This window comes from Microbacterium sp. LBN7 (genome assembly GCF_045690345.1).
GTDB lineage: Bacteria > Actinomycetota > Actinomycetes > Actinomycetales > Microbacteriaceae > Microbacterium.
The window spans coordinates 470,373-495,860 of the sequence record NZ_CP147856.1; the positions used below are offsets into that span (position 1 = coordinate 470,373).

Sequence of the window (25,488 nt, forward strand, 5' to 3'; positions counted from 1 at the left end):
CACCGTCATGTGCGACGTGGTCGATCGGCGGGCGCGATAGCGTGGAAGCATGAGTGAATCGCGCAGCGTGTGGGGCATCGGACTGACCACGATCGCCGGAGACGGCACGGTGCTCGACGCGTGGTACCCCGAGGTCGGCGTCGGATCGCCGACGGCCGGCGATGCCGCCGCCGCAGCGGCCACCTGGGAGGCACTCACCGGCCCGGATGACCGCCGCAACGTCACGGTCGAGGTCGTCCAGCTCCAGATCGACCTCGACGCCCCGCCTGCCTCCACGTCTGACGCCTACCTGCGCCTGCACGCGCTCTCGCACCTGGTCGTGCGACCGAACGAGCTCAACCTCGACGGCATCTTCGGCCACCTGCCGAACGTGGCGTGGACGAACGCCGGCCCCGTGCACCCCGCGGACGCCGCCCGCCTGCGTCCGTTGCTGCAGCGCGCCGGCATCCAGGTGCAGGGACTCGACAAGTTCCCGCGCCTGACCGACTACGTGCAGCCCGCCGGTGTGCGGATCGCCGACGCGTCGCGAGTGCGCCTCGGAGCGTACCTCTCCCCCGGCACGACCGTCATGCACGAGGGCTTCGTGAACTTCAACGCCGGCACGCTGGGCGCGTCGATGGTCGAGGGACGCATCTCCCAGGGCGTCGTCGTCGGCGACGGCAGCGACATCGGAGGCGGCTCGTCGATCATGGGCACGCTGTCCGGTGGCGGCACGCACCGCGTCTCGATCGGGTCGAGGACCCTTCTCGGCGCGAACGCGGGGATCGGCATCTCGCTCGGAGACGACTGCGTCGTCGAGGCGGGGCTCTACGTCACGGCCGGAACGAAGATCGTGCTCGTCGACGGCCCGCAGACCGCTGACGGCGGTCGCGTCACGGTCAAGGGCGCCGAGCTCTCCGGCCAGGACGGGCTCCTGTTCCGCCGCAACTCGCTCAGCGGCGCGGTCGAGGCCGTGCGCCGCGCCGGCATCGGCGTGACCCTGAACGAGGCGCTGCACGCCTGATCTCTGACCCGTCCGACGGCGTCCGCCGGGCGTGGCGGGCCGGCACACAGGTTGTGCGTGATAGTGTCGGCATGACGCTCCTCGCAGTGCGAGACGTCTGCGTCGTCGACACGCTCCCGCGCCACTTGCCTGGTTCTGGCCATTTCGAACGGCGAAACGATGCGCGATCCCGCGCCGTCGCCCACCTTCCGCACCCGGCCCTGATGGTTCGCGCGTGCACTCTCGGAGATATACCCCTATGACTTCCTTCCTCGATCTCGGCGTGCCCGCCGACCTCGCCGCCGTCCTCTCGAAGGACGGCAAGACCGAAGCGTTCGCGATTCAGCGCGACACGCTTCCCGACTCCCTCGCCGGCCGCGACCTGCTCGGCCGCGGCCGCACCGGCAGCGGCAAGACGATCGCCTTCGCGCTCCCCCTCGTCTCCCGCCTCGCCGCCTCGTCGCGCACGAGCCGCCCCGGCCACCCGCGTGGTCTCGTGCTCGCTCCGACCCGCGAGCTCGCCACCCAGATCGCCGCGACCATCGCGCCGCTCGCGGCAGCCAAGGGCCTGCGCGTCACCACGGTGTTCGGCGGCGTCAGCCAGCGCCCGCAGGAGCAGGCCATGCGCAGCGGCGTCGACATCGTCGTCGCGTGCCCCGGCCGCCTCGAAGACCTCATGAAGCAGCGCGTCGTGCAGCTCGACGCGGTCGAGGTCACCGTTCTCGACGAGGCCGACCACATGGCTGACCTCGGCTTCCTGCCGGGTGTCACCCGCATCCTCACCGCGACCCCGGCCGGCGGTCAGCGCCTGCTGTTCAGCGCGACCCTCGACCGCGGCATCGACACTCTCGCCCGTCGCTTCCTCTCGAACGCCGTGAGCCATGAGGTCGATGAGGAGAGCGTGCCCGTGGGCGAGATGACCCACCGTGTGCTGGTCGTCGACTCGACGGACAACAAGACCGCTCTCGTGCGCGACCTCGCCTCCGGCACGGGTCGCCGCATCCTCTTCACGCGGACGAAGCACCAGGCGAAGAAGCTCGCCAAGCAGCTCACCGCCGCCGGCATCCCCGCGGTCGACCTGCACGGCAACCTGTCGCAGAACGCGCGCGAGCGCAACCTCAGCGCCTTCTCGACCGCTCCCGACGAGGGTGGCGTGCGCGTGCTCGTCGCGACCGACGTCGCCGCCCGCGGCGTGCACGTCGACAACGTCGACCTGGTCGTCCACGTCGACCCGCCGGTCGAGCACAAGGCGTACCTGCACCGCTCCGGTCGCACCGCTCGCGCCGGCGCCGCGGGAACCGTCGTCACGGTCGTGCTCCCCGAGCAGCGTCGCGACGTCAAGGACCTGCTGCGCAAGGCCGCGATCGACGCACCGCTCGAGAACGCGACGCAGGATGCCATCACCGGTCTCGTGCCCGAGCGCGCGGCTCACGTGCGTCCGGCTCCCGTCCAGGCGCAGCAGCCGCAGCGTCAGGCCAAGCAGCGTCCGGCCGGCGGAGAGCGTGCCGGCGCCTCCACGCCCCCGGCACGTCGCCGTCGTCCCCGCTCCGGCCAGGGCGGACAGGGCCAGGGCGGCCAGGCCCGTCAGGGCGGCGCCTCGCGCCAGGGCCAGGGCGGTCGCGGCTACCAGGGACGCTGAGTCTCCCCCACCTGATCCGCTCGCAGATCAGGTGACGCGAAAGGTCGCCGCGCATTCGCGCGGCGACCTTCTGCGTCCCCGTGGCCGGGCGTCAGCGCCGCACCGCATCCAGGACCACCGGGTCGGAGCACCCGCGGACGAAGCCCGCGAGACGTCGCCGGATCTCGAAGCCGAGCACCCGCGCGCCGAGCCACTCGGCGATCGGTGCGAGCCAGACCGGTCGGCAGGAGAAGTTGTACTTCCACACGGCCAGCGTGCCGCCTGCAACGGCCGTGAACCGCCACCCGCCGCCGAGCTTCTCGAAGAACCACGGCCCCGTCTCCATCACCATCCCGACGTTGGTCGGCGGCGCATAGGAGACGTAGCTGCTCACCATGGCGAAGCCGAGGCGCTGCCGGGTGAAGGTGCGCACACCCTTGGCCGGAGCATCCGCCTCGTCCAGGAAATGCTGTTCGCTGATGAACGGATCCCAGCGTCGACGGATCGCTCCCGTCGTCTGCGAGACGGCGAAGGCCGTCGCCGGGTCCACCGGCACGACGGCTTCGGCGCTGACGACGGGCATCGGACGCCGGTGTCAGCGGGTCTGGAACGTGCGCTCCGGAGACCCCGTGTACAGCTGCTGCGGGCGACCGATCTTCGTCTGCGGGTCGAGCTGCAGCTCGCGCCACTGCGCGAGCCAGCCCGGCAGCCGGCCGATCGCGAAGAGCACCGTGAACATCCGGGTCGGGAAGCCCATCGCCTTGTAGATGACGCCGGTGTAGAAGTCGACGTTCGGGTACAGACGGCGTTCGCGGAAGTAGTCGTCGGCGAGCGCGAGCTCCTCGAGCTCCTTCGCGAGGTCCAGCAGCGGGTCGGTGACGCCCAGAGAGGACAGCACCTCGTCCGCGGCCTCCTTGACGAGCTTGGCGCGCGGGTCGTAGTTCTTGTAGACCCGGTGCCCGAAGCCCATCAGCTTCACGCCCTCTTCCTTGTTCTTCACCCGCTCGACGAAGCGCGAGACGCTCTGACCGGAGTCGCGGATCTGGCCGAGCATCGTGAGGACGGCCTCGTTCGCCCCGCCGTGGAGCGGACCGGAGAGGGCCTGGATGCCCGCCGAGATCGACGCGAACTGGTTCGCGCCCGTGGAACCCACCAGGCGCACGGTCGAGGTCGACGCGTTCTGCTCGTGGTCCTCGTGGAGGATGAGGAGCAGCTCGAGAGCCTTGGACATGACCGGGTTGATCTCGTAGGGCTCCGAGAGCACGCCGAAGTTCAGCTTGAGGAAGTTCTCCACGAACCCGAGCGAGTTGTCCGGGTAGAGGAAGGCCTGGCCGACGCTCTTCTTGTGCGCGTACGCCGCGATCACCGGAAGCTTCGCGAGCATGCGGATCATGTTCAGCTCGACGTGCTCGGGATTGTGCGGGTCGGTCTGGCCCTCGTAGTAGGTCGAGAGCGCGGCGACGGCCGAGGACAGCACCGACATCGGGTGCGCGGTGTGCGGCAGGGCCGAGAAGAACCGCTTGAGGTCTTCGTGCAGCAGCGTGTGACGACGGATCTTCTCGTCGAACTCGGCGAGCTCGGAGGCCGACGGCAGCTCACCGTAGATGAGGAGCCAGGCGACCTCGAGGTAGCTCGTGGAGTTGGCCAGCTGCTCGATCGGGTACCCGCGATAGCGCAGGATGCCCTTGTCTCCGTCGATGAAGGTGATGTCCGACTTGGTCGATGCGGTGTTGACGAATCCGTAGTCCAGACCGGTGTAGCCGGTCTGCCGGGTCAGGGTCGAGAAGTCGATGCTGTCGTGGCCTGCCGTGCCGCGCACCAGCGGGAATTCGGCGGTCGTGTCGCCGATCGTCAGCTTCGCCGTCTGGTCTGCCGCTGCGCTCACGCGGACCTCCTCCTGGTGTCCGACCCCCGCTCGTCGCGTCGGTGTCGGACAAGATCTTGATCAAGCCGGAACTGGCGATCTCACGGCGCTGAGGCACCAGGTCGGTACCCGACCGAATCGCCTTTACAGCCTAGTAGGCACGCAGGCCTACTGTGACATCCGCCAAACGGACGGCGGATTTGACGAGGGAATCTACAGCTTTCCTTCATTCAGGCGTCGCGCGGCCTCCAGGACGCGGTCGGTCGCCGCGGTCAGCGCCAGCCGCACGTGCTGCCCGGACGCCGTCCCGTAGAACGGACCCGGACCCGCGAGGATGCCGAGATCGGCGAGCCGCCCCATCGATTCCCAGGCATCCCGCCCCTCGGTCGCCCAGAGGTACAGCCCCGCCTCGGAGCCGTCGATGCGGAAGCCCGCGGCCTCCAGCGCCGGACGCAGCGCATCGCGGCGCTCACGGTAGAGCTCCTTCTGGACCGCGACATGCTCGTCGTCGCCGAGTGCCGTCGCCATGGCGTGCTGCACGGGCGCAGGCGGCATCAGCCCCAGATGCTTCCGGGCCGTGAGGAGATCGCCGACGATGCGGGCGCAGCCCGCGACGAAGGCGGCGCGATACCCGGCGAGGTTCGACTGCTTGCTGAGCGAGTACACGCTGAGCAGGTTCGACCGCCGTCCGCCCGTCACGCGCGGGTCGAGGATCGACGGGATGGGCTCGGTCGCCCACGGCCCGTCCCAGCCCAGCTCCGCGTAGCACTCGTCGCTCGCGAGCACCGCGCCGAGCTCACGCGCACGCCGAACCGCCGCGGCCAACTCGTCGACGGTCCAGGTGCGTCCGTCGGGGTTGCCCGGCGTGTTGATCCAGATGAGCTTCGCACCCTCGGGCCACTCGGCGGGGTCGTCCGCGGCGACCGGCTCGGCACCGACCACGCGGGCACCGACCTCGTAGGTCGGGTAGGCGACGCGCGGATGCACGACGATGTCGCCCGCGCCGAGCCCGAGCAGCGTGGGGAGCAGGGCGACCAGCTCCTTGGAGCCGATCGTCGGGAGCACGTTGTCGACCGTGAGGTCGGGCACGCCGCGCCGACGCGCGTACCAGGCGACGATGGCCTCGCGCAGCGAGGGCGTGCCGAGAGTCTGCGGGTACGCGTGCGCGTCGGTCGCCTCGGCCAGAGCCCGGCGGATGATCTCCGGCGTCGGATCGACGGGAGAGCCGACGGACAGGTCGACCAGACCACCCGGATGCTGCGCGGCGCGGTCGCGGAACGGCACCACGGCGTCCCACGGGTAGTCGGCGAGGTCGCGGACGCTCACAGGGGCGCCTACTCGCCCTGAGGCGGCAGAGCGGCGATGATCGGGTGGTCGAACGTGTACACGCCGACCTTCGCGGCGCCGCCGGGCGATCCGATCTCGTCGAAGAACTCGACGTTGGCCTTGTAGTAGTCCTGCCATTCGTCGGGCAGGTCGTCCTCGTAGTAGATCGCCTCCACCGGGCACACCGGCTCGCAGGCACCGCAGTCGACGCACTCGTCCGGATGGATGTACAGCGAGCGTTCACCCTCGTAGATGCAGTCAACGGGGCACTCGTCGATGCAGGCGCGATCCTTGACATCGACGCACGGGAGGGCGATCACATACGTCACTCCCCCAGTCTACGACTCGCGGGCGACCGCTTCCTCCGCAGAGGGGGTCTCCGTGCGCACGGGAAGCCGCGAGAGCGACGGCCAGGCGACCACGAGCAGCACGAGGCCGGCGACCAGATAGGTCCAGATCCGTCCCGCGAGCGAGTCGGCCACGACGACCGAACCGCCGGGTCCGACGCCGGAGATCAGCACGAGCATCCCGATCATGCCGAGGCCGGCGGCGACGGCGGCGCCCCGATCGTGGGTGAGCGCGCGGACCGCGATGAGGATCGCCGCACACGCGATCGCCCCGACGATCAGCCCGACCGGGATCGGTCCCCACATGAGGCTGTGCCCGATCGTCCCGGCGACACCGTAGACGCCGCCCACGAGGGCGGCAGCGACCCACGACAGGACTCTCGACACCCAGCTCACACGCACCCCTCGATCCTACCGGCGAGGCCTGTGGATCCGGAGTGGGGCCTCGGCTTCACGCCGCGAGACCGAAGAGCCGCAGGAGCGCCGCGACGAGCGCGGCCGTGACCACGACGACGAGGAACGACTGGCGCAGCCAGAGGAGACCGCCGGCGACCAGCAGCGCGGGCACGCGCGCATCCACCGTGATCGCCTGGCCGTCGCCGAGAGTCTGCACCGCCACGAGAGCGGCGAGCAGTGCGACCGTCAGCAGATCCGAGATGCGCGCGGGCCGCGGCGCTTCGAGCAGCTTCGGCGGGACGAGGTACCCGACCGCCTTCAGCGCGAGACAGATCAGGGCGGCGAGCAGGATCGCGCTCCACAGGCTCATACGCCCTCCTCCGCTCCGGAGTCCGCCACGGGTGTCTGCTGCGGCGGGCGTCCGAGCCAGTTGAACCAGCCGACGACGATGGCCACCAGGGCGGCGATGAGCACAGGCAGCCCCGGCATGAGGAACGGGGTGAGCGCTGCCGCCACGACGGCCGCCGCCACGCCGACGGCGATCGCCTGGCGCTGCTTCAGTCGCGGCCAGAGCAGCGCGAGGAAGGCGGCGGCCGCCGCCGCATCCAGCCCCCAGGTGCGGGGGTCGCCGAGCACGTCGCCGACGAGCGCGCCGACCAGCGTCGTGATGTTCCAGCCCACGAAGATGCCGATGCCGGTCACCCAGAAGCCGACCCGCCGCAGGCGCGGGACGGTCTGCGAGATCGCCACTGCCGTCGACTCGTCGATCGTGAAATGCGCAGCGGCGGCTCGCCGCACGGGTCCGCCTCCGACGAGGGGGGACATGCGCATCCCGTAGGCGACGTTGCGCACCCCGAGCAGCGCGGCGGAGGCGACGGCCGAGGGCAGCGCGGCCAACCCGCCGGCGGTGAAGACCCCGACGAACGCGAACTGCGATCCGCCCGTGAACATGAGCAGACTCAGCACGCAGGTCTGCCAGACATCGAGACCGGATGCCACGGCGAGCGCCCCGAATGAGATGCCGTAGGCGCTCGTCGCCAGCACGACGCCAAGTGCTTCCCGCCAGACCTCACGCTCGGCGGTCATCGCGCCGATCCCAGGCTCGTTCGATCTGGTGAACACATGCCTATCATTCTGAACACCGAAGAACGGATAGTCAAGCGAACGATCGTTTGACATGATGAACACATGGAGGATCTCCGCACCCGCATCTCCCGCACTCTCCGCCGCGAGCGCGAGACCGTCGGCCTCTCGGTCTCCGAGCTCGCGCGGCGCGCCGGCGTGTCCAAGGCGACCGTGTCCCAGCTCGAGAGCGGTGCGGGCAACCCCAGCGTCGAGACGCTGTGGGCTCTCGGCGTCGCACTCGGCGTCCCCTTCGCGGTGCTCGTCGACCAGCAGTCCAACGCGCCGACGCTGATCCGTGCCGACGATCTCGCCGGCGTACCTTCGTCCGCCGCGGCCTACAGCGCGACGCTGCTGTCCGCCAGCCCTCCGGGGGCCCGCCGCGACGTCTACCTGATCCAGGCCGAGCCCGGCGACCCGCGGCTCTCCGACCCGCATCACGCCGGGACCATCGAGCACGTCATCCTGATCGCCGGACAGGCACAGGTCGGGCCGGTGACGGAGCCGATTCTGCTGAACCCCGGCGACTACCTGACGTACGCCGGCGACGCGCCGCACATCTTCGAGGCGACGGCATCCGGCACGAGCGCCGTGCTCATCTCCGAGCTGCGCTGATCGTCGCCTGCTCCCCACTCACTCGGCGCCGCCCGCGGGCGAGGGATCGGGGATCTCGTGCGGCCGGTACTGCGGCAGCCGCGACGCCGGGAGGATCGCGAGAGCGCTGATCCCGGCCAGCAGGAGCAGGCCGAGCTTGAGCGTCCCCAGGCGCGCCTCCTCGTTGACGACCACGGCCGCATCGACCTGCTCCGGCGTCGCATCCGTCGCTTCGAGCGCGGTCCGGAGATCGTCGTTGCTGACGAAGTTGAGGTTGTCCATGTCGACCTGGGCCACCAGCGCCGGCGGAAGCTCCGGATGCTCGACGACCGCGCGTCCGATGCTGAGACCGAGCAGCGACACCAGCAGGGCCCCGGCCAGCGCGGTTCCGACCGCCGAGGCGAGGTTCTGCGTGGTGCCGCGCAACGAGCCCACATCGCCCGCCAGCTCAGCGGGAGCCGCCGTCACCAGCACGTTGAACACCAGGGTCACGAGCGCTCCCTGGCCGATGCCGAACACGATGAGGCCGAGGATGGTCGGCAGCGTCTCCCAGTTGTTGCTCACGACGAACGAGAGCCAGACCAGAGCCGCCGTGGTGAGGATGAAGCCGAAGACGCCGATCGTGCGCGGCGGGAACCGCCTGTAGAACCGCACCACGAGCGTCGCCGTGATGAAGACGGTGAGGTTGAACGGCATCATGGCGATCGAGGTGTCGAACGGCGTGCGCCCCTGCACGATCTGGATGTAGAGCGGGATCGTGAAGTTCACGCACGCTTCCAGGGCCACGACGATGAACATCGCGTACACCGCGGCACGCTCCCGCGAAGAGCCGAGCACGCTCAGGTCGATCAGCGGGACCTTGCCCTCCGCCATCCGCTTCCTCGTCCACAGGAAGAAGCCCTGTCCGAGCACGAGACCGACGACGACGAAGACCGGAGCCGGCGAGAGCCCGACGATGCTGAAGGGTGCCGCGTCCGTCGCCGCGACCGCACCCCACGCGTTCAGGTTGTTGAACCCCAGCGTGAGCAGCACGATCGCCGCGCCGATCAGCAGCGAGGCGATCAGGTCGATGCGGATCGAGGCGTCGCCGCGGTCGCCACGCAGCGTGAAGCTGAGCGCGAAGACCAGCACGGCGATCCCGAGCACGATGAAGAACATGGGCCGCCACCCGACGAGGGTTCCCAGCGTGCCGCCGATCAGGAAGGCGCTGACGCCGGAGATCGCCCGCGCCGAGCCGATGGCGCCGATCGCGGTCGCCTGCTGCGCCCCGCGGTAGTTCTCGGCGATGAGGGCGACGATCGACGGCACGATGATCGCCGCAGCGGCCCCCGCGACCGCCTGACCCGCGATCGCCCATCCCACGGTCGGCGCGACCAGCATCATGATCGAGGATGCCGCGAACAGCGCGATCACGATCCGGAAGATGAGGACCCAGCCGATGCGCTGGCCGAGCTTCGCGCCCGTCATGACCAGTGCGGCCACCGCCAGGCCGTACATCACGATGGTCGTGCTCGCGACGGTCGGAGGCACCCCGAAGTCGCTCACCATCCCGCCGAGCGAGATCGGCAGTGCGGCCACGTTGAACGACATCAGCACCTGCGCGAGGAACAGGCTGACCATCGGCAGCCAGGAGGTCTTGGTCTCGGGCTGCTCTGTCTGCGTCATGGCTTCTCCTGCTCGGGGGATCGAGGAACAGCGGCGGAATGCTCCGGCGCGGGAGCCGAGGCGAAGAGGTTCAGACCGAGCGCTCGCGACAGGTAGCCGATCGCCATCTGCGCTCTCACGGAGTTGCCGGCATCGTCGAGTCGCGGCGAGAATCCGGCCACCGCGCCCTTGCCGGGTGCGACGGCCACGATCCCGCCGGCGACGCCGGACTTCGCCGGAAGCCCGATCTCGAAGAGCCAGTCCCCCGAGCGCTCGTAGAGCCCGCTCGACGCGACCACGGCGAGCGTGTCCCGGCACACCTCCGCCGAGACCACGCGCTCCCCCGTCACCGGGTTCACGCCGCCGTCGGCCAGCGTCGCCCCCATCACGGCGAGGTCGTGGGCGGTGACGCCGAGCGCGCACTGACGCGTGTAGACGTCGACGACCTCGTCGGGATCGCCGCTGAGCCGGCCGTAGCTGCGCAGCAGCCACCCGAGGGCGCGATTGCGCTCGTTCGTCGCGGCCTCGGAGGCGTACACGACGCCGTCGAGGCTCAGCGAGCGCCCCGCGAAGGCCGAGAGCCCCTCGCGGACGCGCTCCCACTGCTCGGCCGTCGTCGATCCGGGCATCAGCGCGGTCGTCGCGATGGCCCCGGCGTTGACCATGGGATTCATCGGATGCCCGTCGTTGAGCTCGAGAGCGACGACGGAGTTGAAGGCGAGCCCCGTGTTGTTCACCCCGACGATGTCGCGCACACGCTCATGCCCGTGCTCCTGGATCGCCAGGGCATAGACGAACATCTTCGAGATCGACTGGATCGAGAACGGATGCAGCGCGTCGCCGGCGTCGTGGAGGCCGCCGCCCACCTCGATGACCGCGAGGCCGAAGAGGTCGGGGTCGGCCCCCGCGAGCACCGGGATGTAGTCGGCGACGCGTCCGCCGTGCTCACCGGAGAACCGGGAGTGCGCCTCTCGGACGATGTCCTCGACGCGGTCCCAGCCGGGCAGTGTGCCGGTGGACACCTGTTGCGGGACGTCGAGCCAGGCGGCGGGGTCGAGCACGCGTCCTCCTCGGATCGGAGACGTCCCCAGCCGTCAGTCACACCGTAGCGTTCGTGGGGCCCTCCGACCAGAGGATCAGTACCAGTTCGTGGCCTGCGAGTGCCCCCAGGCGCTGCACGGAGTGCCGTAGACGGACGAGATGTAGCCGAGACCCCAGGCGATCTGGGTCGTGGCGTTCGTCTCCCAGTCGCTGCCCTCCGACGCCATCTTGCTGCCGGGAAGGGCCTGCGGGATGCCCGTCGCGCCGCTGGGGTTGTACGCCTGGTAGTTCCAGCCGGACTCCTTGTTCCAGAGCGACTCCAGGCAGGAGAACTGGTCGCCTCCCCAGCCGTAGCGGCTCGACATCATCTGCTGCGCCGTGGCCTTCGCACCCTCGACCGTGTTCGCGGAGGCGAGAGCCGCGGCGGCGGCCTCTGCTTCGGCGGCGGCCGCGGCGGCGGCGTCATCCGCGGCCTTCTTCTCCTGCGCAGCGGTGAAGGCGCCCTGCAGCGCCACGGTCGCCGTGGCGAGCGCCTTCGTCTCGGCTTCCACCTCGCCCGCGAGGACCGTGACGACCAGGGGCGACATCGCGTCGCGGTCCTCGAGCGCGTCGATGTCGTCCTGCAGCTCCGACACGTCGACGGGCGGGGCGGCGCTCACGTCGAGACCCGAGGCGGTCACGTCGTACGTCAGGGCCTGCGCACTGAGCACGGCATCCTTCGCATCGACCAGCGGCATCGCCGCGTCGTCCGCGACCTTCGCGTGGGGCTCCGTGCCGGCGACCAGCTGCGCGACGGCGGCAGTCGCGTCCGGCATCTCGGCGCCGGCGGCCGGGGCCGACACGATGCCGGCGGTGAGGGTGATGCCGAGGAGAGCGGCGGCGGCGGTCCCGAGGATCATCATCGGACGGCGGGCCGTGGCGCGGGCGGATGCCGCGGCGGAGGCGCGCCGAAGCGCACGGGTTTCATGGAGCATGGTTCGACTTTCGGGTCGTCGTACGCCCAATACAGGAGACTCATCGGGAGCTCGTCCCAGGCGCAAGTGTTCGAGCCTGCCATGCCTTCCTGAATGAAAATTGTGCCTCATCTGGGATTTACATGAGAAGAGGGCCCCGCACGCGCCTTTCGGCGGTGCGAGGCCCTCTGCAGAGCGCTCTCGAACGAGGGTCAGGCGTTCGCGTCCTGACGCTTGATGCGGGCGGTCTCGCGAGCGCGGGTGTTCTGATCCAGGTTCACCTTGCGGATGCGCACGACCTCCGGCGTCACCTCGACGCACTCGTCGTCACGGGCGAACTCGAGGCTCTCCTCGAGCGTCAGCTGACGCGGCGGGGTCATCGACTCGAACGTGTCGGAGCTCGCTGCACGCATGTTGGTGAGCTTCTTCTCCTTGGTGATGTTCACGTCCATGTCGTCGGCGCGCGAGTTCTCGCCGATGACCATGCCCTCGTAGACCTCCTGCGTGGGCTGCACGAAGAACGACATGCGCTCCTGCAGGGCGATCATCGCGAACGGGGTCACGACGCCCTGGCGGTCGGCGACGATCGAGCCGTTCTGGCGCGTGGTGATGTGTCCGGCCCACGGCTCGTAGCCGTGCGAGATCGCGTTGGCGATGCCGGTGCCACGGGTCGTGGTGAGGAACTCGCTGCGGAAGCCGATGAGGCCGCGCGACGGGACGATGAACTCCATGCGCACCCAGCCGGTGCCGTGGTTCGTCATGTTCTCCATGCGACCCTTGCGGCCGGCCAGCAGCTGCGTGATCGCACCGAGGTGCTCCTCGGGCGTGTCGATCGTGAGGTGCTCGAACGGCTCGTGCGTCTTGCCGTCGATCTGCTTCGTGACGACCTGGGGCTTGCCCACCGTGAGCTCGAAGCCCTCGCGGCGCATGTTCTCGACGAGGATCGCGAGCGCGAGCTCGCCGCGTCCCTGCACCTCCCACGCGTCGGGGCGGCCGATGTCGACGACCTTGAGCGAGACGTTGCCGATGAGCTCGCGGTCGAGACGGTCCTTGACCATGCGGGCGGTCAGCTTGTGGCCCTTGACCTTGCCCATGAGGGGCGAGGTGTTCGTGCCGATCGTCATCGAGATGGCGGGGTCGTCGACCGTGATCGCCGGAAGCGGGCGGACGTCCTCGGGGTCGGCGATCGTCTCGCCGATCGTGATGTCCTCGAAGCCGGCGATGGCGACGATGTCACCGGGCGCCGCCGACTCCGCGGGGTAGCGCTCGAGGGCGCGGGTCTTCAGGAGCTCGGTGATGCGGGCGTTGCTGGTCGAGCCGTCGGCACGGACCCAGGCGACCGTCTGCCCCTTCTTCAGCGTGCCGTTGAAGACGCGGAGGAGAGCGAGGCGACCGAGGAACGGGCTCGAGTCGAGGTTCGTGACCCAGGCCTGCAGCGGGGCCTCGTCGTCGTAGGACGGCGCCGGGATGTGCTCGAGGATGGCGCCGAAGAGCGGCTCCAGGTTCTCGTTGTCCGGCAGCGTGCCGTTCTCGGGGCGGTTCAGCGATGCGGCACCGGCGCGGCCGGAGGCGTACACGATCGGCACGTCGAGCAGCGCGTCGACGTCGAGATCCGGCACGTCGTCGACGAGGTCGGACGCGAGACCCAGGAGCAGGTCGTGGGCCTCCTCCTCGACCTCGGCGATGCGCGCGTCGGGACGGTCGGTCTTGTTGACCAGCAGGATGACGGGCAGCTTCGCCTCGAGCGCCTTGCGGAGCACGAAGCGGGTCTGCGGGAGCGGGCCCTCGCTGGCGTCGACGAGCAGCACGACGCCGTCGACCATGGAGAGGCCGCGCTCGACCTCTCCGCCGAAGTCGGCGTGACCGGGGGTGTCGATGACGTTGATCGTCACCTCGCCGTCGGTGGCGTGCACGCCCTTGTAGGTGATCGCCGTGTTCTTGGCGAGGATCGTGATGCCCTTCTCACGCTCGAGGTCGTTCGAGTCCATGGCGCGTTCGTCCACGTGGGCGTGTTCGCCGAAGGAGCCCGTCTGACGCAGCATGGCGTCGACGAGAGTGGTCTTGCCGTGGTCGACGTGCGCGACGATTGCGACGTTGCGGAGGTCAGAGCGGAGGGCGTGCGCCATGCAGAAGTCCTAAAGAGGTGTGGGATTGCGCCGGGAAGCCGACGTTCCAGGATAACGCAAGCTGAGGGTCTGTTCCTGAGCGGACGTCGTAGCATCGGGATCGTGACCTCCCGACCTGTCCCGGACCCCCTCCCCTGGGACCCTCCTGCACCCTCCCGCGGCCGGATCGGGTGGGAGATCGCGATCGTGCTCGCGCTGGGCCTCGGCCAGTCCGCCGTGTACGCGATCGTGCAGCTCGCCTACCGGCTCACGGATGAGACGCCGCTGGCGGATCAGACCGCGACGCTCAACCCGTCGCGCAGCGACCGCGAGTTCTTCGATCTCATCTACCAGGTGCTGTCGATCGGATTCTCGCTCGTGCCGGTGCTGCTGGTGTGCTTCCTCCTCTGGCAGTCGCGCCGTCCGCACCTGGGCAGGCTGGGACTGGACGGCACGAGGGTCGCGGCGGATGCCGGGCGCGGCATGCTCCTCGTCCTCGCCATCGGCATCCCCGGTCTGGCGCTCTACATCGCCGGACGCGCCTCGGGGCTCTTCGTCGCGGTGAATCCGGCGGGACTCGACGCGTACTGGTGGACTGTCCCCGTCCTGCTGCTCGCCGCCGCGCGGGCGTCGCTGCAGGAGGAGTTCGTCGTGCTCGGATATCTCTTCGCGCGCCTCCGGCAGCTCGGATGGAGTCCGTGGACCATCATCGTCTCCACCTCGGTGCTGCGTGCGAGCTACCACCTGTACCAGGGGCCCGGCGCGTTCATCGGGAATCTGGCGATGGGGCTGCTGTTCGGCTGGCTCTTCCAGCGCAGCGGCCGTCTGCTGCCGTTCCTCGTCGCGCACTTCCTGATCGACGCGACCGTGTTCGTCGGCTATCCCTGGGCGGCGGCGACCTGGCCGGAGCTCTTCGGACTGCCGAGCTGAGACGGGGTCAGCCGGCGTTCGCGATGAACACGGCCACCGCGGCCCAGACCAGGATGACGGCCAGGGCGAGGAGAGCGGGACGATCCCAGCTCCGCCGGATGGGAGCATCGGCGGCGGGATCGGACGCCTCCCAGCGATCGCGGATGTCGGTCAGATCGCGCAGGCTGGTCGGGGCTTTGCGCTCCTCGTCCTGCCGACCCGCGGCGCGCCGCTGCCGCGCCCTGGCCGGCCCGCCGTAGCACGTGACGTCGGTGCCGTCATCGAGTGAGAAGACGAGCTGCCAGCGCAGATCGATGTCACGCACACGACGCCACCCGAAGGTCGTGCGTCGCAGCATGTTCTGCACGGTCCCCTCCGCGTCGTCGATGCGGACGAACGAGACGAAGGCGACCTCGTACACGACCCACAGCCCGAGGAGGATCCACGGTGCGAGCAGCAGCGCCTGCCCCCACCCCGCGCGCACGACGGCATCGCCGAGCAGGAACAGCGCGAGCAGCGAGCAGAGGACGAGGAAGACCGGACCGGAGGCCGCACGGAAAGTCCGTGCGGCCCCCGATCCTGGATCGGTCGGCACGTTCAGCGCCCGCCGAGCGGGATCGACGCCCCGGGGATCGCCTTGAGGAGCCGGTCGGTGTACTCCTGCTGGGGGTTGGCGAAGATCTCGTCGACAGTCCCCTGCTCGACGACCTTCCCCTTCTCCATGACGCAGACGAGGTCGCTCGACACGCGCACGACAGCGAGGTCGTGCGTGATGAACAGGTACGTCAGGTTCAGCTCCGACTGCAGCTCGGCGAGCAGCTTCAGGATCTGATCCTGCACCAGCACGTCGAGCGCCGAGACGGCCTCGTCGAGCACGACGATGTCCGGCTTGAGCGCGAGCGCCCGGGCGATCGCGACGCGCTGCCGCTGTCCGCCGGAGAGCTCGTTCGCGTACCGGGTCGCGAGCGTCCTCGGCAGCGCCACCTGGTCGAGAAGCTCCTCGACGCGTTCGCGCTGCGAAGCCCGATCCCCCACACCGTGGATCTGGAGCGGCTCGGAGATCGTGTTCCCGATGTTGCGCAGCGGGTCCAGCGATCCGTACGGATCCTGGAACACGGGCTGCATGCGGCGGCGCAGCCCGAACGCCTGCGCGTTCGAGAGCTTCGACACATCCTGACCGTCGATCTCGATGGTGCCGCTCGTGGGCTCCTCGAGCTTGAGCACCATCTTGGCGACCGTCGACTTGCCGGAACCCGACTCGCCGACGAGGGCGAGCGTCTTCCCGCGCGGGATGTCGAAGGAGACGTCGTCGACCGCACGGAACGCCTCGCTGCGGAAGTTCCCCTGACGGATCTTGTAGTCCTTCGTGAGTCCCGCCACCCGCACGGTCGGCGGGATGTCCGCGAGGTCCTCGAGCGTCTCGATGCCGCGGTCCTCGACGACGGCCTGGATGCGCTGCGAGGCGACGCTCGGGGCTGCACCCACGAGTCGCTGCGTGTACGGATGCTGCGGATTCTCGAGGATCTGCCTGCTCGGGCCGGCCTCGACGATGTTGCCGTTGCTCATCACGATGATCTTCTCGGCGCGCTCGGCCGCGAGGCCGAGGTCGTGAGTGATGAGGAGCACCGAGGTGCCCTTGTCACGCGTGAGCGTCGCCATGTGATCGAGGATGACCCGCTGCACCGTCACGTCGAGCGCCGAGGTCGGCTCGTCGGCGATCAGGAGCTTCGGGTCGGCGGCCAGTCCGATGCCGATCAGCGCACGCTGGCGCATGCCGCCGGAGAACTGGTGCGGGAACTGGTGCAGGCGTCGCTCGGCGTCGCCGAGCCCTGCCTGCTGCAGCACCTCGATCGCCCGCGCCTTCACATCCGCCTTGCCACGGGCGATCCCGTTCGCGCGGATCGCCTCCTTGACCTGGAAGCCGATGCTCCACACCGGGTTGAGGTTCGACATCGGATCCTGCGGGACGAAGCCGATCTCGCGGCCGCGGACGGTCTCGATCTCGTGGCGCCCGAGCGTGGTGAGCTCGCGGCCGTCGAGGGTGATCGATCCGCCCGTGATCGTTCCGGTGCCGGGGAGCAGGTTCACGATGGCACTGGCGGTCGTGGACTTGCCCGAGCCGGACTCGCCCACGATGGCGACGGTCTCGCCGGGGAAGATGTCGAAGCTCGCGCCGTGCAGGACCTCGCGGAGACCCTCCTGTGTGCGGAACGCGACCTTGAGGTCGCGCACGCTCAGCAGCGGCACCTGTTCGGGAGTGCGCTCGCTCATCGGCGTGCCCTCGCTCTCGGATCGATGGCGTCTCGGATGAGCTCGCCCAGGGTCACGAACGCGAGCACGGCGAGCGTGAGCGCGATCGACGGATAGATGAGCGCCATCGGCGCCACCCGGAGCGACGACTGTGCCGCGCTGATGTCATTTCCCCACGACATGGTGTCGCTTCCCAGGCCGACGCCGAGGAACGACAGGGTCGCCTCGGCGACGATCGATGCCGCGAGCGACAGCGTCGAGACGACGAGCAGCGGCGCCAGGGCGTTCGGGATGACGTGTCCGACGAGCGTGCCGAACTTGGAGCGTCCGAGCGCACGAGAGGCGACCACGAAGTCCGCCTGACGGACCCGGAGGACCTCCGCACGCACGACACGCGCGGTGGACGCCCAGGCGAAACCACCGATCGCGAACGCGAGGACCGGAACGGAGCGGTACTGCGAGAAGACCGTCATGACGACCACGGCGGCGAGGATGTAGGGAATGGCGAAGAAGATGTCGCCGATGCGCGACAGCAGCGAGTCCAGCCATCCGCCGTAGAAGCCGGCGAGCGCACCCATGATGAGGCCGACGATCGAGCCGATCGCCGTGGCCAGCAGACCGACGGCGAGCGAGGTCTGCGCGCCCCAGACGATGCGGGCGTAGATGTCGCAGCCCTGGAACGTGAATCCGAGCGGATGCCCGTCCGTCGGTCCGGCATTGCTGTTGCCCAGTTCGCACCCGCTGTTCGGCGGGGTCGATGTGAACAGCGTCGGCCAGAGCGCCATCACCAGGAAGAAGAGTGCGAGCACGACCGAGAACCAGAACAACGGACGCCGCCGGAGGTCGGTCCACGCATCGCGCCACAGGTTGCGCGGCTTCTCCGCGATGCGCACGGCGTCGACGGAGATGCTCTCCGTCTCGACGGGCGCGACGAAGTGATTCTGCGAGTTGGGGTCATGCATAGCGGATCCTTGGGTCGAGCAGACCGTAGAGCAGGTCGATGACGAGGTTGACCAGGACGTACAGGATCACGAACACCGTGACGAAGGAGACCACGGTGGGGCCCTCGTTGCGGATCGCGGCCTGGTACAGCGTGTTGCCGACGCCGGGGACGTTGAAGATCCCCTCGGTCACGGTCGCTCCGACCAGCAGCACACCGAAGTTGGTGGCCGAGTTGGTGATCACGGGGATCAGCGAGTTGCGCAGCACGTGCACCGGGATCACCCGACTGCGCGAGAGCCCCTTGCTGTAGGCGGTGCGCACCCAGTCCTGGTTGAGCGTGTCGATCACGGAGCTCCGCATCAGACGCATGCTGACCGCGAACAGACTGAAGCCGAGCACGATCGCCGGCAGCCACAGGCCGCCCCAGTCGTTGTCGGAGCCCACTGTGGGTTTGAACCAGCCGAGCTGGATCGCCAGGAAGTACTGCGCGAGGAACGCGACCACGAAGATCGGGATGGCGATGGCGACGAGGGCGATGCCGAGCATCGCGTGATCGAAGACCTTGCCCTTGCGCAGCGCCGAGATCGTGCCGATGACGATCGCGAGCGTGAACTCGATGGCGATCGCCATGACCGCCAGGCGCCCTGTGACCGGGAGGGTCTCTGCGAGGACCTCCGAGACCGGACGGCCGGAGAACGTGTTTCCGAGGTCGCCCTGGAACACACCGGTGATGTAGTACCAGTACTGCACGATGAACGGATCGTTCAGGTGGTACTGCTCACGCAGCTGCTCCACGACCGCAGGGTTCGGGGTGCGGTCGCCGAACAGGGCGAGGATCGGATCGCCGGGCATGGCGAACACGAGGAAGTAGATGAGCAGGGTGGCTCCGAAGAAAACCGGAATCACCTGCAGAAGACGTCTGAGGATGTAGCCGAACATCTGTGGTCCCGTTGCGAGGAGGCGGAAAAGCTTGTCGAACACAGCCCGCGAGGCGGTGACGACGAATCGTCACCGCCTCACAGGTGAGTGCCGTCCGGCTTACTCGCCGTCCTTCGTGACCTGGTAGAGGATCGGCCAGGTGTCCCAGCCGAACTCGACGTTGTCGACCGACTCGCCCCAGGCGCCCATGGCGTTGGTGTACCAGAGCGGGATGGCGGGCAGGTCCTTGAACAGGATCTCCTGCGCCTCCTGGAACTTCGTGATGCCCTCTTCGACGTCGGCAGCGGATGCGCCCTCATCGAGGAGTGCGTCGAACTCGGGGTTCGAGTAGTCGCCGTCGTTCGAACCGGCACCGGTGCCGAAGAGCGGGCCGAGGCCGTTGAACATCGACGGGTAGTCGAACTGCCATCCGGTGCGGAAGGCGGTGGTCGACTGACGCTCGGTGATCAGCGTGCGGTGCTCGGCGAAGGTCGGGATCGGGTTGCCGGAGGCCTCGATGCCGAGGTTGTTCTTCAGCTGGTTGGCGATGGCGTCGACCCAGCCCTGGTTGGGGCCGTCCGCGTTGTACTGGATCTGGAACGATCCGGTCCACGGTGCGATGGCGTCGGCCTCGGCCCACAGCTCCTTCGCCTTCTCGGGGTCGAACTCGAGCACCTCGGAGCCGGGGATGTCCTCGGAGTAGCCGTCGATCACCGGAGAGGTGAAGTCCTTCATCGGGGTGCGGGTGCCGCTGAAGACCACATCGGTGATCTCCTCACGGTTGATCGCGTGCGAGATCGCCGCGCGTCGCAGCTGACCCTCTTCACCGCTGAAGTGCTCGAGGCGCTCCGGGATCGTGATGGTCGCGTTGGCCGCTGCCGGCTGGTTCACCGTGCGACCCTCGAAGTCGCTCTCGAACGTCTGCAGGGCGCTGTCCGGGATCTCCTGGAGGATGTCGAGGTTGCCGCCCTGGAGGTCGGCGTAGGCGGCATCGGTGCTGGCGTAGAGAATCATGTCCACGCCGCCGTTCACTGCCTCACGGGGACCGGTGTAGTCCTCGTTCTTGATGAGGTCGATGCTCTCGTTGTGCTTCCACGCGCCCTCTTCGGCGAAGACGTACGGGCCGTTGCCGATCGGGTTCTCGCCGAAGGCCTCGAGGTCGTCCCATGCCGCTGCGGGGAGCGGGAAGAACGCCGTGTAGCCGAGGCGCAGCGGGAAGTCCGACTCGGGCTGCTTCAGCTTCACCGTGAAGGTGAGGTCGTCGACGACCTTGAGGCCGGAGAGCTCCGGGACGTTCTCGTCGTAGGAGAAGCCCTCGATGGACTCGAAGAAGTAGCTCGAGAGCTGCTTGTTGTCGAGCGCCGAACCGTAGTTCCAGGCCTTGACGAACGACTCGGCGTCGACCGGGTCGCCGTTCGCGAAGGTCTGGTCGGCCTTGATCTTGATCGTGTAGGTCTGCGCGTCGTCGGTCTCGATGGACTCGGCGAGGTCGTTGTGCACGGCGCCCTCGGCGTCGTAGTACACGAGACCGGCGAAGATGCTCTGCAGCACGAGGCCGCCGCCGACCTCGTTGGTGTTCGTGGGGATCAGCGGGTTCTGCGGCTCGGTGTTGTTGACCGAGATGATCGCCGTGGCGTCACCGGACGACTCCTCGGCGGGCTCGTTGCCCCCGCCGCTCGCGCAGCCCGCGAGAGTCAGGGCCCCGATCAGGAAAAATGCGCTGCCCGCGAGGGCGATCTTGTTGCGCTTCACTTTGTGTCCTCCTGGACTGTTACTCAGACTGCGCGCTCACCGTTGAACACGTAGGGATAGTCGAGCGTAACCCGGGGTCGGGCTCGCGAACGCACTCAGCTAACGAACTGTTACTGAGTGGTGACCATCCGTAACATCCGCGAAACACCCGGAAAGACGCGACGGAGCCGCGCTCCCCGGCGAGGAGCGCGACTCCGTTCAGATGGGTCGATCCGGTGTCAGGCGAAGGCCTCCACGGGCGGGCAGGCGCAGACGAGGTTGCGGTCTCCGTAGGCCTGATCGATGCGGCGCACCGGCGGCCAGTACTTGCCGGCGACGAGCGCGTGCACGGGGTACGCGGCATCCTCCCGGGTGTAGGCGTGCGTCCACTCCCCCGCGATCAGCGAGACAGCGGTGTGCGGCGCGTGCACCAGGGGGTTGTCGTCGGCGGGCCAGCGCCCTGCCGCCACGGCATCCGCTTCCGCCTTGATCATGATCATCGCCTCGATGAAACGGTCGATCTCGCCGAGGTCCTCCGACTCCGTCGGTTCGACCATGAGGGTCCCCGCCACGGGGAACGACATGGTCGGGGCGTGGAAGCCGTAGTCGATCAGGCGCTTGGCGACGTCGTCGACCGTGATGCCCGTGGCCTCCTTGAGCGGGCGGAGGTCGAGGATGCACTCGTGCGCCACTCGGCCGTTCTCGCCCGTGTAGAGAACGGGATAGTGCTCGCCCAGGCGGGCGGCGATGTAGTTCGCCGACAGCACGGCGGCCGCGGTCGCGCGCCGCAGGCCGTCCGCTCCCATCATGCGCACGTAGGCCCAGGAGATCGGCAGGATGCCCGCCGACCCGTAGGGCGCCGCCGAGACCGCTCCGCCCTCGAAGGTGAAGCCGCCGAAGTGCTCGCTGCGCTGCGCGAGCGGATGCGACGGGAGGAACGGCGCGAGGTGCGCCTTCGCCGCCACGGGTCCGACACCGGGTCCGCCGCCGCCGTGCGGGATCGCGAACGTCTTGTGCAGGTTGAGGTGCGAGACGTCGCCGCCGAGATCGCCGAAGCGCGCGTACCCGAGCAGAGCGTTGAGGTTGGCGCCGTCGACGTACACCTGGCCGCCCGCGTCATGCACCGCGGTCGTGATCTCCACGACGTCGTGCTCGTACACGCCGTGCGTGGACGGGTAGGTGATCATGAGCGCCGACAGGGTGTCGGCGTGCGCGGCGATCTTGGCGCGGAGGTCGTCGAGATCGACGTTCCCGAGCTCGTCGCAGGCCACCACGACGACCTTCATGCCCGCGAGCACGGCGGATGCCGCGTTCGTGCCGTGCGCCGACGACGGGATCAGGCAGACGGTGCGCTGCGCGTCGCCGTTGGCGAGGTGGTAGCCGCGGATCGCCAGGAGCCCCGCCAGCTCGCCCTGCGAGCCGGCGTTCGGCTGCAGCGAGACGGCGTCGTACCCGGTGACCTCGGCGAGCCAGCCCTCGAGCTGCTCGATGAGATCGAGATAGCCCTGCACGTCGGATGCCGGCGCGAACGGGTGGATGCCGGCGAACTCGGGCCATGTGATGGCGGCCATCTCGGTCGCGGCGTTGAGCTTCATCGTGCAGGACCCGAGCGGGATCATGCCGCGGTCGAGCGCGTAGTCGCGGTCGGCGAGGCTCTTCAGGTAGCGCATCATGGCGGTCTCGCTGCGGTGCGCATGGAAGACCGGGTGGGTCAGGTACTCGTCCTGCCGGATGAGCGCGCCGGGAAGAGCGTGGTCGCCGTCGCCGAATCCGAAGACCCGCTCCTTCGTGCCGCCGAAGACGTGCGCGACCTGGTGCAGCTCCGCGGTCGTCGTGGTCTCGTCGACCGCGATGCTGAGCGTGTCGGCATCGACGACGTGGAGGAGGAGACCCGCACCGTCGTGCGCCTGCTTCGCGAGTTCGTCCGCACGGCCGGGGACACGCACGGAGACGGTGTCGAAGAAGGCGTCGTGCACGACCTCGGCTCCGGCCTCGACGAGCCAGTCGCGCAGCAGCGCGGCCTTCGTCGCGACCTCCCACGCGATGGCTTCGAGGCCGTCGGGCCCGTGGTACACCGCGTACATGGAGGCCATGACGGCGAGCAGCACCTGTGCGGTGCAGATGTTCGACGTCGCCTTCTCGCGACGGATGTGCTGCTCGCGGGTCTGCAGCGAGAGGCGGTAGGCGGGCTTGCCGTCAGCGTCCATCGAGACGCCGACGAGGCGCCCTGGCAGCTGACGCTCGAGGCCTGCGCGCACGGCCATGTACCCGGCGTGCGGACCGCCGAAGCCCATCGGCACACCGAAGCGCTGCGTCGTGCCGACAGCCACATCCGCGCCCAGCGAACCGGGCGACGCGATCAGGGTGAGGGCGAGGAGATCGGCGGCAGCGACCGCGAGACCGCCGGCGAGGTGTGCGGCGTCGATGACGGCCGAGGGGTCCCAGACCCGACCGGATGCTCCCGGATACTGCACGAAGACGCCGAACAGCTCCGCCGGGAGCTCCTCGCCCGCGGCGAAGTCCACGGAGACGAGCTCGATGCCGACGGCATCCGCACGGGTGGCGAGCAGCGCCTTCGTCTGCGGGAAGGCATCGGCGTCGACCGCGAAGACGTTCGACGCCGACTTCGAGGCACGCCGGGCGAGCAGCATGCCCTCCACGACCGCGGTCGACTCGTCGAGCATCGACGCGTTGGCGGTCGAGAGCCCGGTGAGCTCGGCGACCATCGTCTGGAAGTTGATGAGCGCTTCCAGACGGCCCTGCGAGATCTCGGGCTGGTACGGCGTGTAGGCCGTGTACCAGGACGGGTTCTCCAGTACACCCCGCTGGATGACCTGCGGAGTGATCGTGCCGTAGTAGCCGAGGCCGATCATCGGCCGGTTCACCGCGTTGCGCGACGCGAGGGCGCGCAACTCGGCGAGCGCTTCGGTCTCGCTCGCCGCTGCCGGGATGGTCGAGTCGAGCGAGCCCGTCGGTCCGGTGAAGATCGAGGACGGGACCGCCTGGCGCATCAGCGCCTCGACGGCATCTCCCTCCTGGGTCCCTGAGCTTGCCCCCTGGGTCCCTGAGCTTGTCGAAGGGTGGATGCCGAGCGCGTCCAGCATGGTCCGCTGGGCGGCGTCGGTGGGTCCGATGTGACGATCGGCGAAGGAGACCACGGGTGGATCAGCCCTCCGTCAGTGCGACGTACGCGTCGCGGTCGAGCAGGCCGTCAGTGGCGCCGTCGGCCACGGCGACCTTGATCAGCCAGCCGCCCTCGAAGGGCTCGGCGTTGACGAGCGACGGGTCGTCGACGACGGCGTCGTTGATCTCGACGACCGTGCCGGCGACCGGGGCGTAGAGCTCTCCGACCGACTTCGTCGACTCGATCTCGCCGACGACCGCGCCTGCGGTGAGCTCGGTGCCGACGGCGGGGAGCTCGACGAAGACGACGTCACCGAGCTTCTCGGCGGCGTAGTCGGTGATGCCGATGCTCACGGTCTGGGTTCCCGAGCCCGTCGAAGGACCGGTCGCGATCCACTCGTGCTCTTCGGTGTACTTCAGTGCGCTGAGGTCGGTCATTTGGTCCTCCGGTAGAAAGGCAGGGCGGTCACGGTCGCGGGGATCTTCGTCCCCCGCACATCAAGGAATACTGCTGTTCCCTCTTCCGCGGAAGAAGGATCGACATAGGCCATCGCGATCGGGTGGCCGAGGGTCGGGCTGAGGGCGCCGCTGGTGATCTCGCCGAGCACCGTGCCATCGGCATCCACCACGGCGTAGCCGGCGCGCCCGGCGCGCTTGCCCTCGGCGGCGAGTCCGACGAGGACGGGAGCTTCCGGGGCCGCGTCGACGGCGTCCTTCCCGATGAAGCTCTCCTTGTCCGCCACCACCACTCGACCGAGGCCGGCCTGCGCCGGTCGGGTCTCGAGGGAGAGCTCGTGCCCGTAGAGCGGCATCCCGGCCTCGAGGCGGAGCGTGTCGCGAGCGGCGAGGCCTGCGGGAACGAGGCCGTGCGGCTCTCCGGCGGCGAGCAGGGCGTCCCACAACGCGGGTGCGAGTGTGCTGGGGACGAGCAGCTCGAAGCCGTCCTCGCCGGTGTATCCGGTCCGGGCGAGGAGCAGGGGCTCACCGTGGAAGCGGGCGTCGGCCCAGGCGTAGTACCTCTGCTCGGCCCAGGGCGTACCGACCTCGGTGATGCCCTGGGTCGCCGCGACGATGGCCTCGGCCGCGGGGCCCTGGACGGCGAGGAGGGCGAAGGAGTCCGAGACGTCCTCGACGTCGACCCCTCGGTCGCCGAGGAACCCGGCGAAGCTGCGCTCCTCCCCTTCCGCCCGGGGAGGCCCCTCGCGTTCGACGAGGGACGGGAACGAGCGCACGCGCGAGGCGAAGGCCGCGTCGACGTAGCCGCGGTTGCCGGCGTTCGCGATCACCAGGTAGCGATCGTCGGCGAGCCGGTAGACGATCACGTCGTCGACGATCCCTCCGGACTCCGACAGGATCAGCGAGTACTTCGCCTTGCCCACGGCCATCGAGGACAGGCGACCGGCGAGCGCGTAGTCGAGGAACTCCGCGGCGCTCTCGCCTGTGACGAGGAACTCCGCCATGTGCGAGATGTCGAAGAGACCGGCCGACCGGCGGACGGCGTGGTGCTCCGCGAGGTCGGAGGTGTAGCGCACCGGCATCTGCCAGCCGCCGAAGTCGGTGAACGACGCCCCGAGCGCCTCATGGCGCTCGCGGAGCGGGGTGTAGCGGGGATCGGACATGGAG

Annotated in this window: 23 protein-coding genes; 4 read left to right on the top strand and 19 right to left on the bottom strand. The window is 69.1% G+C overall.

The genetic code is table 11. From position 1 onward, the window contains the following. Positions 1–49: 49 nt before the first annotated feature. Positions 50–1,003 (top strand): 2,3,4,5-tetrahydropyridine-2,6-dicarboxylate N-succinyltransferase, encoded by a 954-nt coding sequence (dapD, locus tag LBN7_RS02270; RefSeq protein ID WP_407360826.1) that lies wholly within the window; start codon positions 50–52, stop codon positions 1,001–1,003. 238 nt (positions 1,004–1,241) lie between these two features. Beyond that, positions 1,242–2,621 carry a DEAD/DEAH box helicase gene (locus LBN7_RS02275; protein ID WP_341945811.1) on the top strand — a complete coding sequence of 460 codons (1,380 nt, stop codon included), beginning with the start codon at positions 1,242–1,244 and terminating at the stop codon, positions 2,619–2,621. A 91-nt stretch (positions 2,622–2,712) separates the two neighbouring features. Here LBN7_RS02275 and LBN7_RS02280 read toward each other — a convergent pair whose 3' ends face one another. From LBN7_RS02280 to LBN7_RS02310, 7 genes are all read right to left on the bottom strand, one after another. Next, positions 2,713–3,183, bottom strand: a complete 471-nt coding sequence (locus tag LBN7_RS02280) for an SRPBCC family protein (protein ID WP_116636562.1) — start codon at positions 3,181–3,183, stop codon at positions 2,713–2,715. Positions 3,184–3,195: 12 nt separating this feature from the next. After that, positions 3,196–4,485, bottom strand: a complete 1,290-nt coding sequence (locus LBN7_RS02285) for a citrate synthase (protein WP_116636563.1) — start codon at positions 4,483–4,485, stop codon at positions 3,196–3,198. Between the two features lie 192 nt (positions 4,486–4,677). Then, complete coding sequence (gene dapC / locus LBN7_RS02290; protein WP_407360827.1) at positions 4,678–5,790, bottom strand: succinyldiaminopimelate transaminase; 1,113 nt, start codon at positions 5,788–5,790, stop codon at positions 4,678–4,680. Between the two features lie 8 nt (positions 5,791–5,798). Continuing rightward, on the bottom strand, positions 5,799–6,119 hold the full coding sequence (gene fdxA, locus LBN7_RS02295; RefSeq protein ID WP_046013877.1) for a ferredoxin: 321 nt from the start codon (positions 6,117–6,119) through the stop codon (positions 5,799–5,801). Between the two features lie 9 nt (positions 6,120–6,128). Further along, positions 6,129–6,539 (bottom strand): histidinol dehydrogenase, encoded by a 411-nt coding sequence (locus tag LBN7_RS02300; protein ID WP_407360828.1) that lies wholly within the window; start codon positions 6,537–6,539, stop codon positions 6,129–6,131. A gap of 49 nt (positions 6,540–6,588) precedes the next feature. Next, entirely contained in the window at positions 6,589–6,903 is a 315-nt protein-coding gene (locus LBN7_RS02305; protein ID WP_341945814.1) for an AzlD domain-containing protein, read from the bottom strand. Next, positions 6,900–7,619 (bottom strand): AzlC family ABC transporter permease, encoded by a 720-nt coding sequence (locus LBN7_RS02310; RefSeq protein ID WP_407360829.1) that lies wholly within the window; start codon positions 7,617–7,619, stop codon positions 6,900–6,902. Before LBN7_RS02310 ends, LBN7_RS02305 begins: the two co-directional genes overlap by 4 nt. Positions 7,620–7,721: 102 nt before the next feature. Between LBN7_RS02310 and LBN7_RS02315 the strand changes: the two genes are divergently transcribed. Next, on the top strand, positions 7,722–8,270 hold the full coding sequence (locus tag LBN7_RS02315) for a helix-turn-helix domain-containing protein (RefSeq protein WP_116636567.1): 549 nt from the start codon (positions 7,722–7,724) through the stop codon (positions 8,268–8,270). Positions 8,271–8,288: 18 nt separating this feature from the next. On the opposite strand, the gene LBN7_RS02320 is transcribed toward LBN7_RS02315, so the two are convergent. The 4 genes from LBN7_RS02320 to typA form a co-directional block, all read right to left on the bottom strand. Further along, positions 8,289–9,914 carry an MFS transporter gene (locus LBN7_RS02320; protein WP_341945816.1) on the bottom strand — a complete coding sequence of 542 codons (1,626 nt, stop codon included), beginning with the start codon at positions 9,912–9,914 and terminating at the stop codon, positions 8,289–8,291. Then, positions 9,911–10,954 carry a glutaminase A gene (gene glsA / locus LBN7_RS02325; RefSeq protein WP_407360830.1) on the bottom strand — a complete coding sequence of 348 codons (1,044 nt, stop codon included), beginning with the start codon at positions 10,952–10,954 and terminating at the stop codon, positions 9,911–9,913. The genes LBN7_RS02320 and glsA overlap by 4 nt, the downstream gene beginning before the upstream one ends. A 75-nt stretch (positions 10,955–11,029) precedes the next feature. Continuing rightward, positions 11,030–11,908 carry a phospholipase gene (locus LBN7_RS02330; RefSeq protein WP_407360831.1) on the bottom strand — a complete coding sequence of 293 codons (879 nt, stop codon included), beginning with the start codon at positions 11,906–11,908 and terminating at the stop codon, positions 11,030–11,032. 191 nt (positions 11,909–12,099) lie between these two features. After that, positions 12,100–14,013 (bottom strand): translational GTPase TypA, encoded by a 1,914-nt coding sequence (gene typA, locus LBN7_RS02335; RefSeq protein WP_116636571.1) that lies wholly within the window; start codon positions 14,011–14,013, stop codon positions 12,100–12,102. Positions 14,014–14,115: 102 nt separating this feature from the next. On the opposite strand from typA, the gene LBN7_RS02340 reads away from it, so the two are divergent. After that, positions 14,116–14,922: a CPBP family intramembrane glutamic endopeptidase gene (locus LBN7_RS02340; RefSeq protein ID WP_407360832.1), complete on the top strand. Its 807-nt coding sequence runs from the start codon at positions 14,116–14,118 to the stop codon at positions 14,920–14,922. Between the two features lie 7 nt (positions 14,923–14,929). Here the strand turns inward: LBN7_RS02340 and LBN7_RS02345 are convergent, their stop codons facing one another. The 8 genes from LBN7_RS02345 to LBN7_RS02380 all read right to left on the bottom strand — a co-directional run bounded on the left by LBN7_RS02345 (position 14,930) and on the right by LBN7_RS02380 (position 25,484). Next, a complete protein-coding gene (locus tag LBN7_RS02345) occupies positions 14,930–15,496 on the bottom strand; it encodes a PH domain-containing protein (RefSeq protein WP_407360833.1) in 567 nt (188 codons plus the stop codon). A 2-nt stretch (positions 15,497–15,498) separates the two neighbouring features. Then, entirely contained in the window at positions 15,499–17,172 is a 1,674-nt protein-coding gene (locus LBN7_RS02350) for an ABC transporter ATP-binding protein (protein WP_116636574.1), read from the bottom strand. Then, positions 17,169–18,113 (bottom strand): ABC transporter permease, encoded by a 945-nt coding sequence (locus tag LBN7_RS02355; RefSeq protein WP_116636575.1) that lies wholly within the window; start codon positions 18,111–18,113, stop codon positions 17,169–17,171. Before LBN7_RS02355 ends, LBN7_RS02350 begins: the two co-directional genes overlap by 4 nt. Then, a complete protein-coding gene (locus tag LBN7_RS02360; protein ID WP_341945821.1) occupies positions 18,106–19,032 on the bottom strand; it encodes an ABC transporter permease in 927 nt (308 codons plus the stop codon). The genes LBN7_RS02355 and LBN7_RS02360 overlap by 8 nt, the downstream gene beginning before the upstream one ends. A gap of 99 nt (positions 19,033–19,131) precedes the next feature. Beyond that, complete coding sequence (locus LBN7_RS02365; protein ID WP_116636577.1) at positions 19,132–20,763, bottom strand: ABC transporter substrate-binding protein; 1,632 nt, start codon at positions 20,761–20,763, stop codon at positions 19,132–19,134. A 218-nt stretch (positions 20,764–20,981) separates the two neighbouring features. Beyond that, positions 20,982–23,846, bottom strand: coding sequence for an aminomethyl-transferring glycine dehydrogenase (gene gcvP, locus LBN7_RS02370; protein ID WP_407361692.1), 2,865 nt, complete (start codon positions 23,844–23,846; stop codon positions 20,982–20,984). 61 nt (positions 23,847–23,907) lie between these two features. Then, a complete protein-coding gene (gene gcvH / locus LBN7_RS02375) occupies positions 23,908–24,303 on the bottom strand; it encodes a glycine cleavage system protein GcvH (RefSeq protein ID WP_341945822.1) in 396 nt (131 codons plus the stop codon). After that, positions 24,300–25,484, bottom strand: a complete 1,185-nt coding sequence (locus LBN7_RS02380; RefSeq protein WP_407360834.1) for a glycine cleavage system aminomethyltransferase GcvT — start codon at positions 25,482–25,484, stop codon at positions 24,300–24,302. The genes gcvH and LBN7_RS02380 overlap by 4 nt, the downstream gene beginning before the upstream one ends. Between the last annotated feature and the right edge of the window lie 4 nt (positions 25,485–25,488).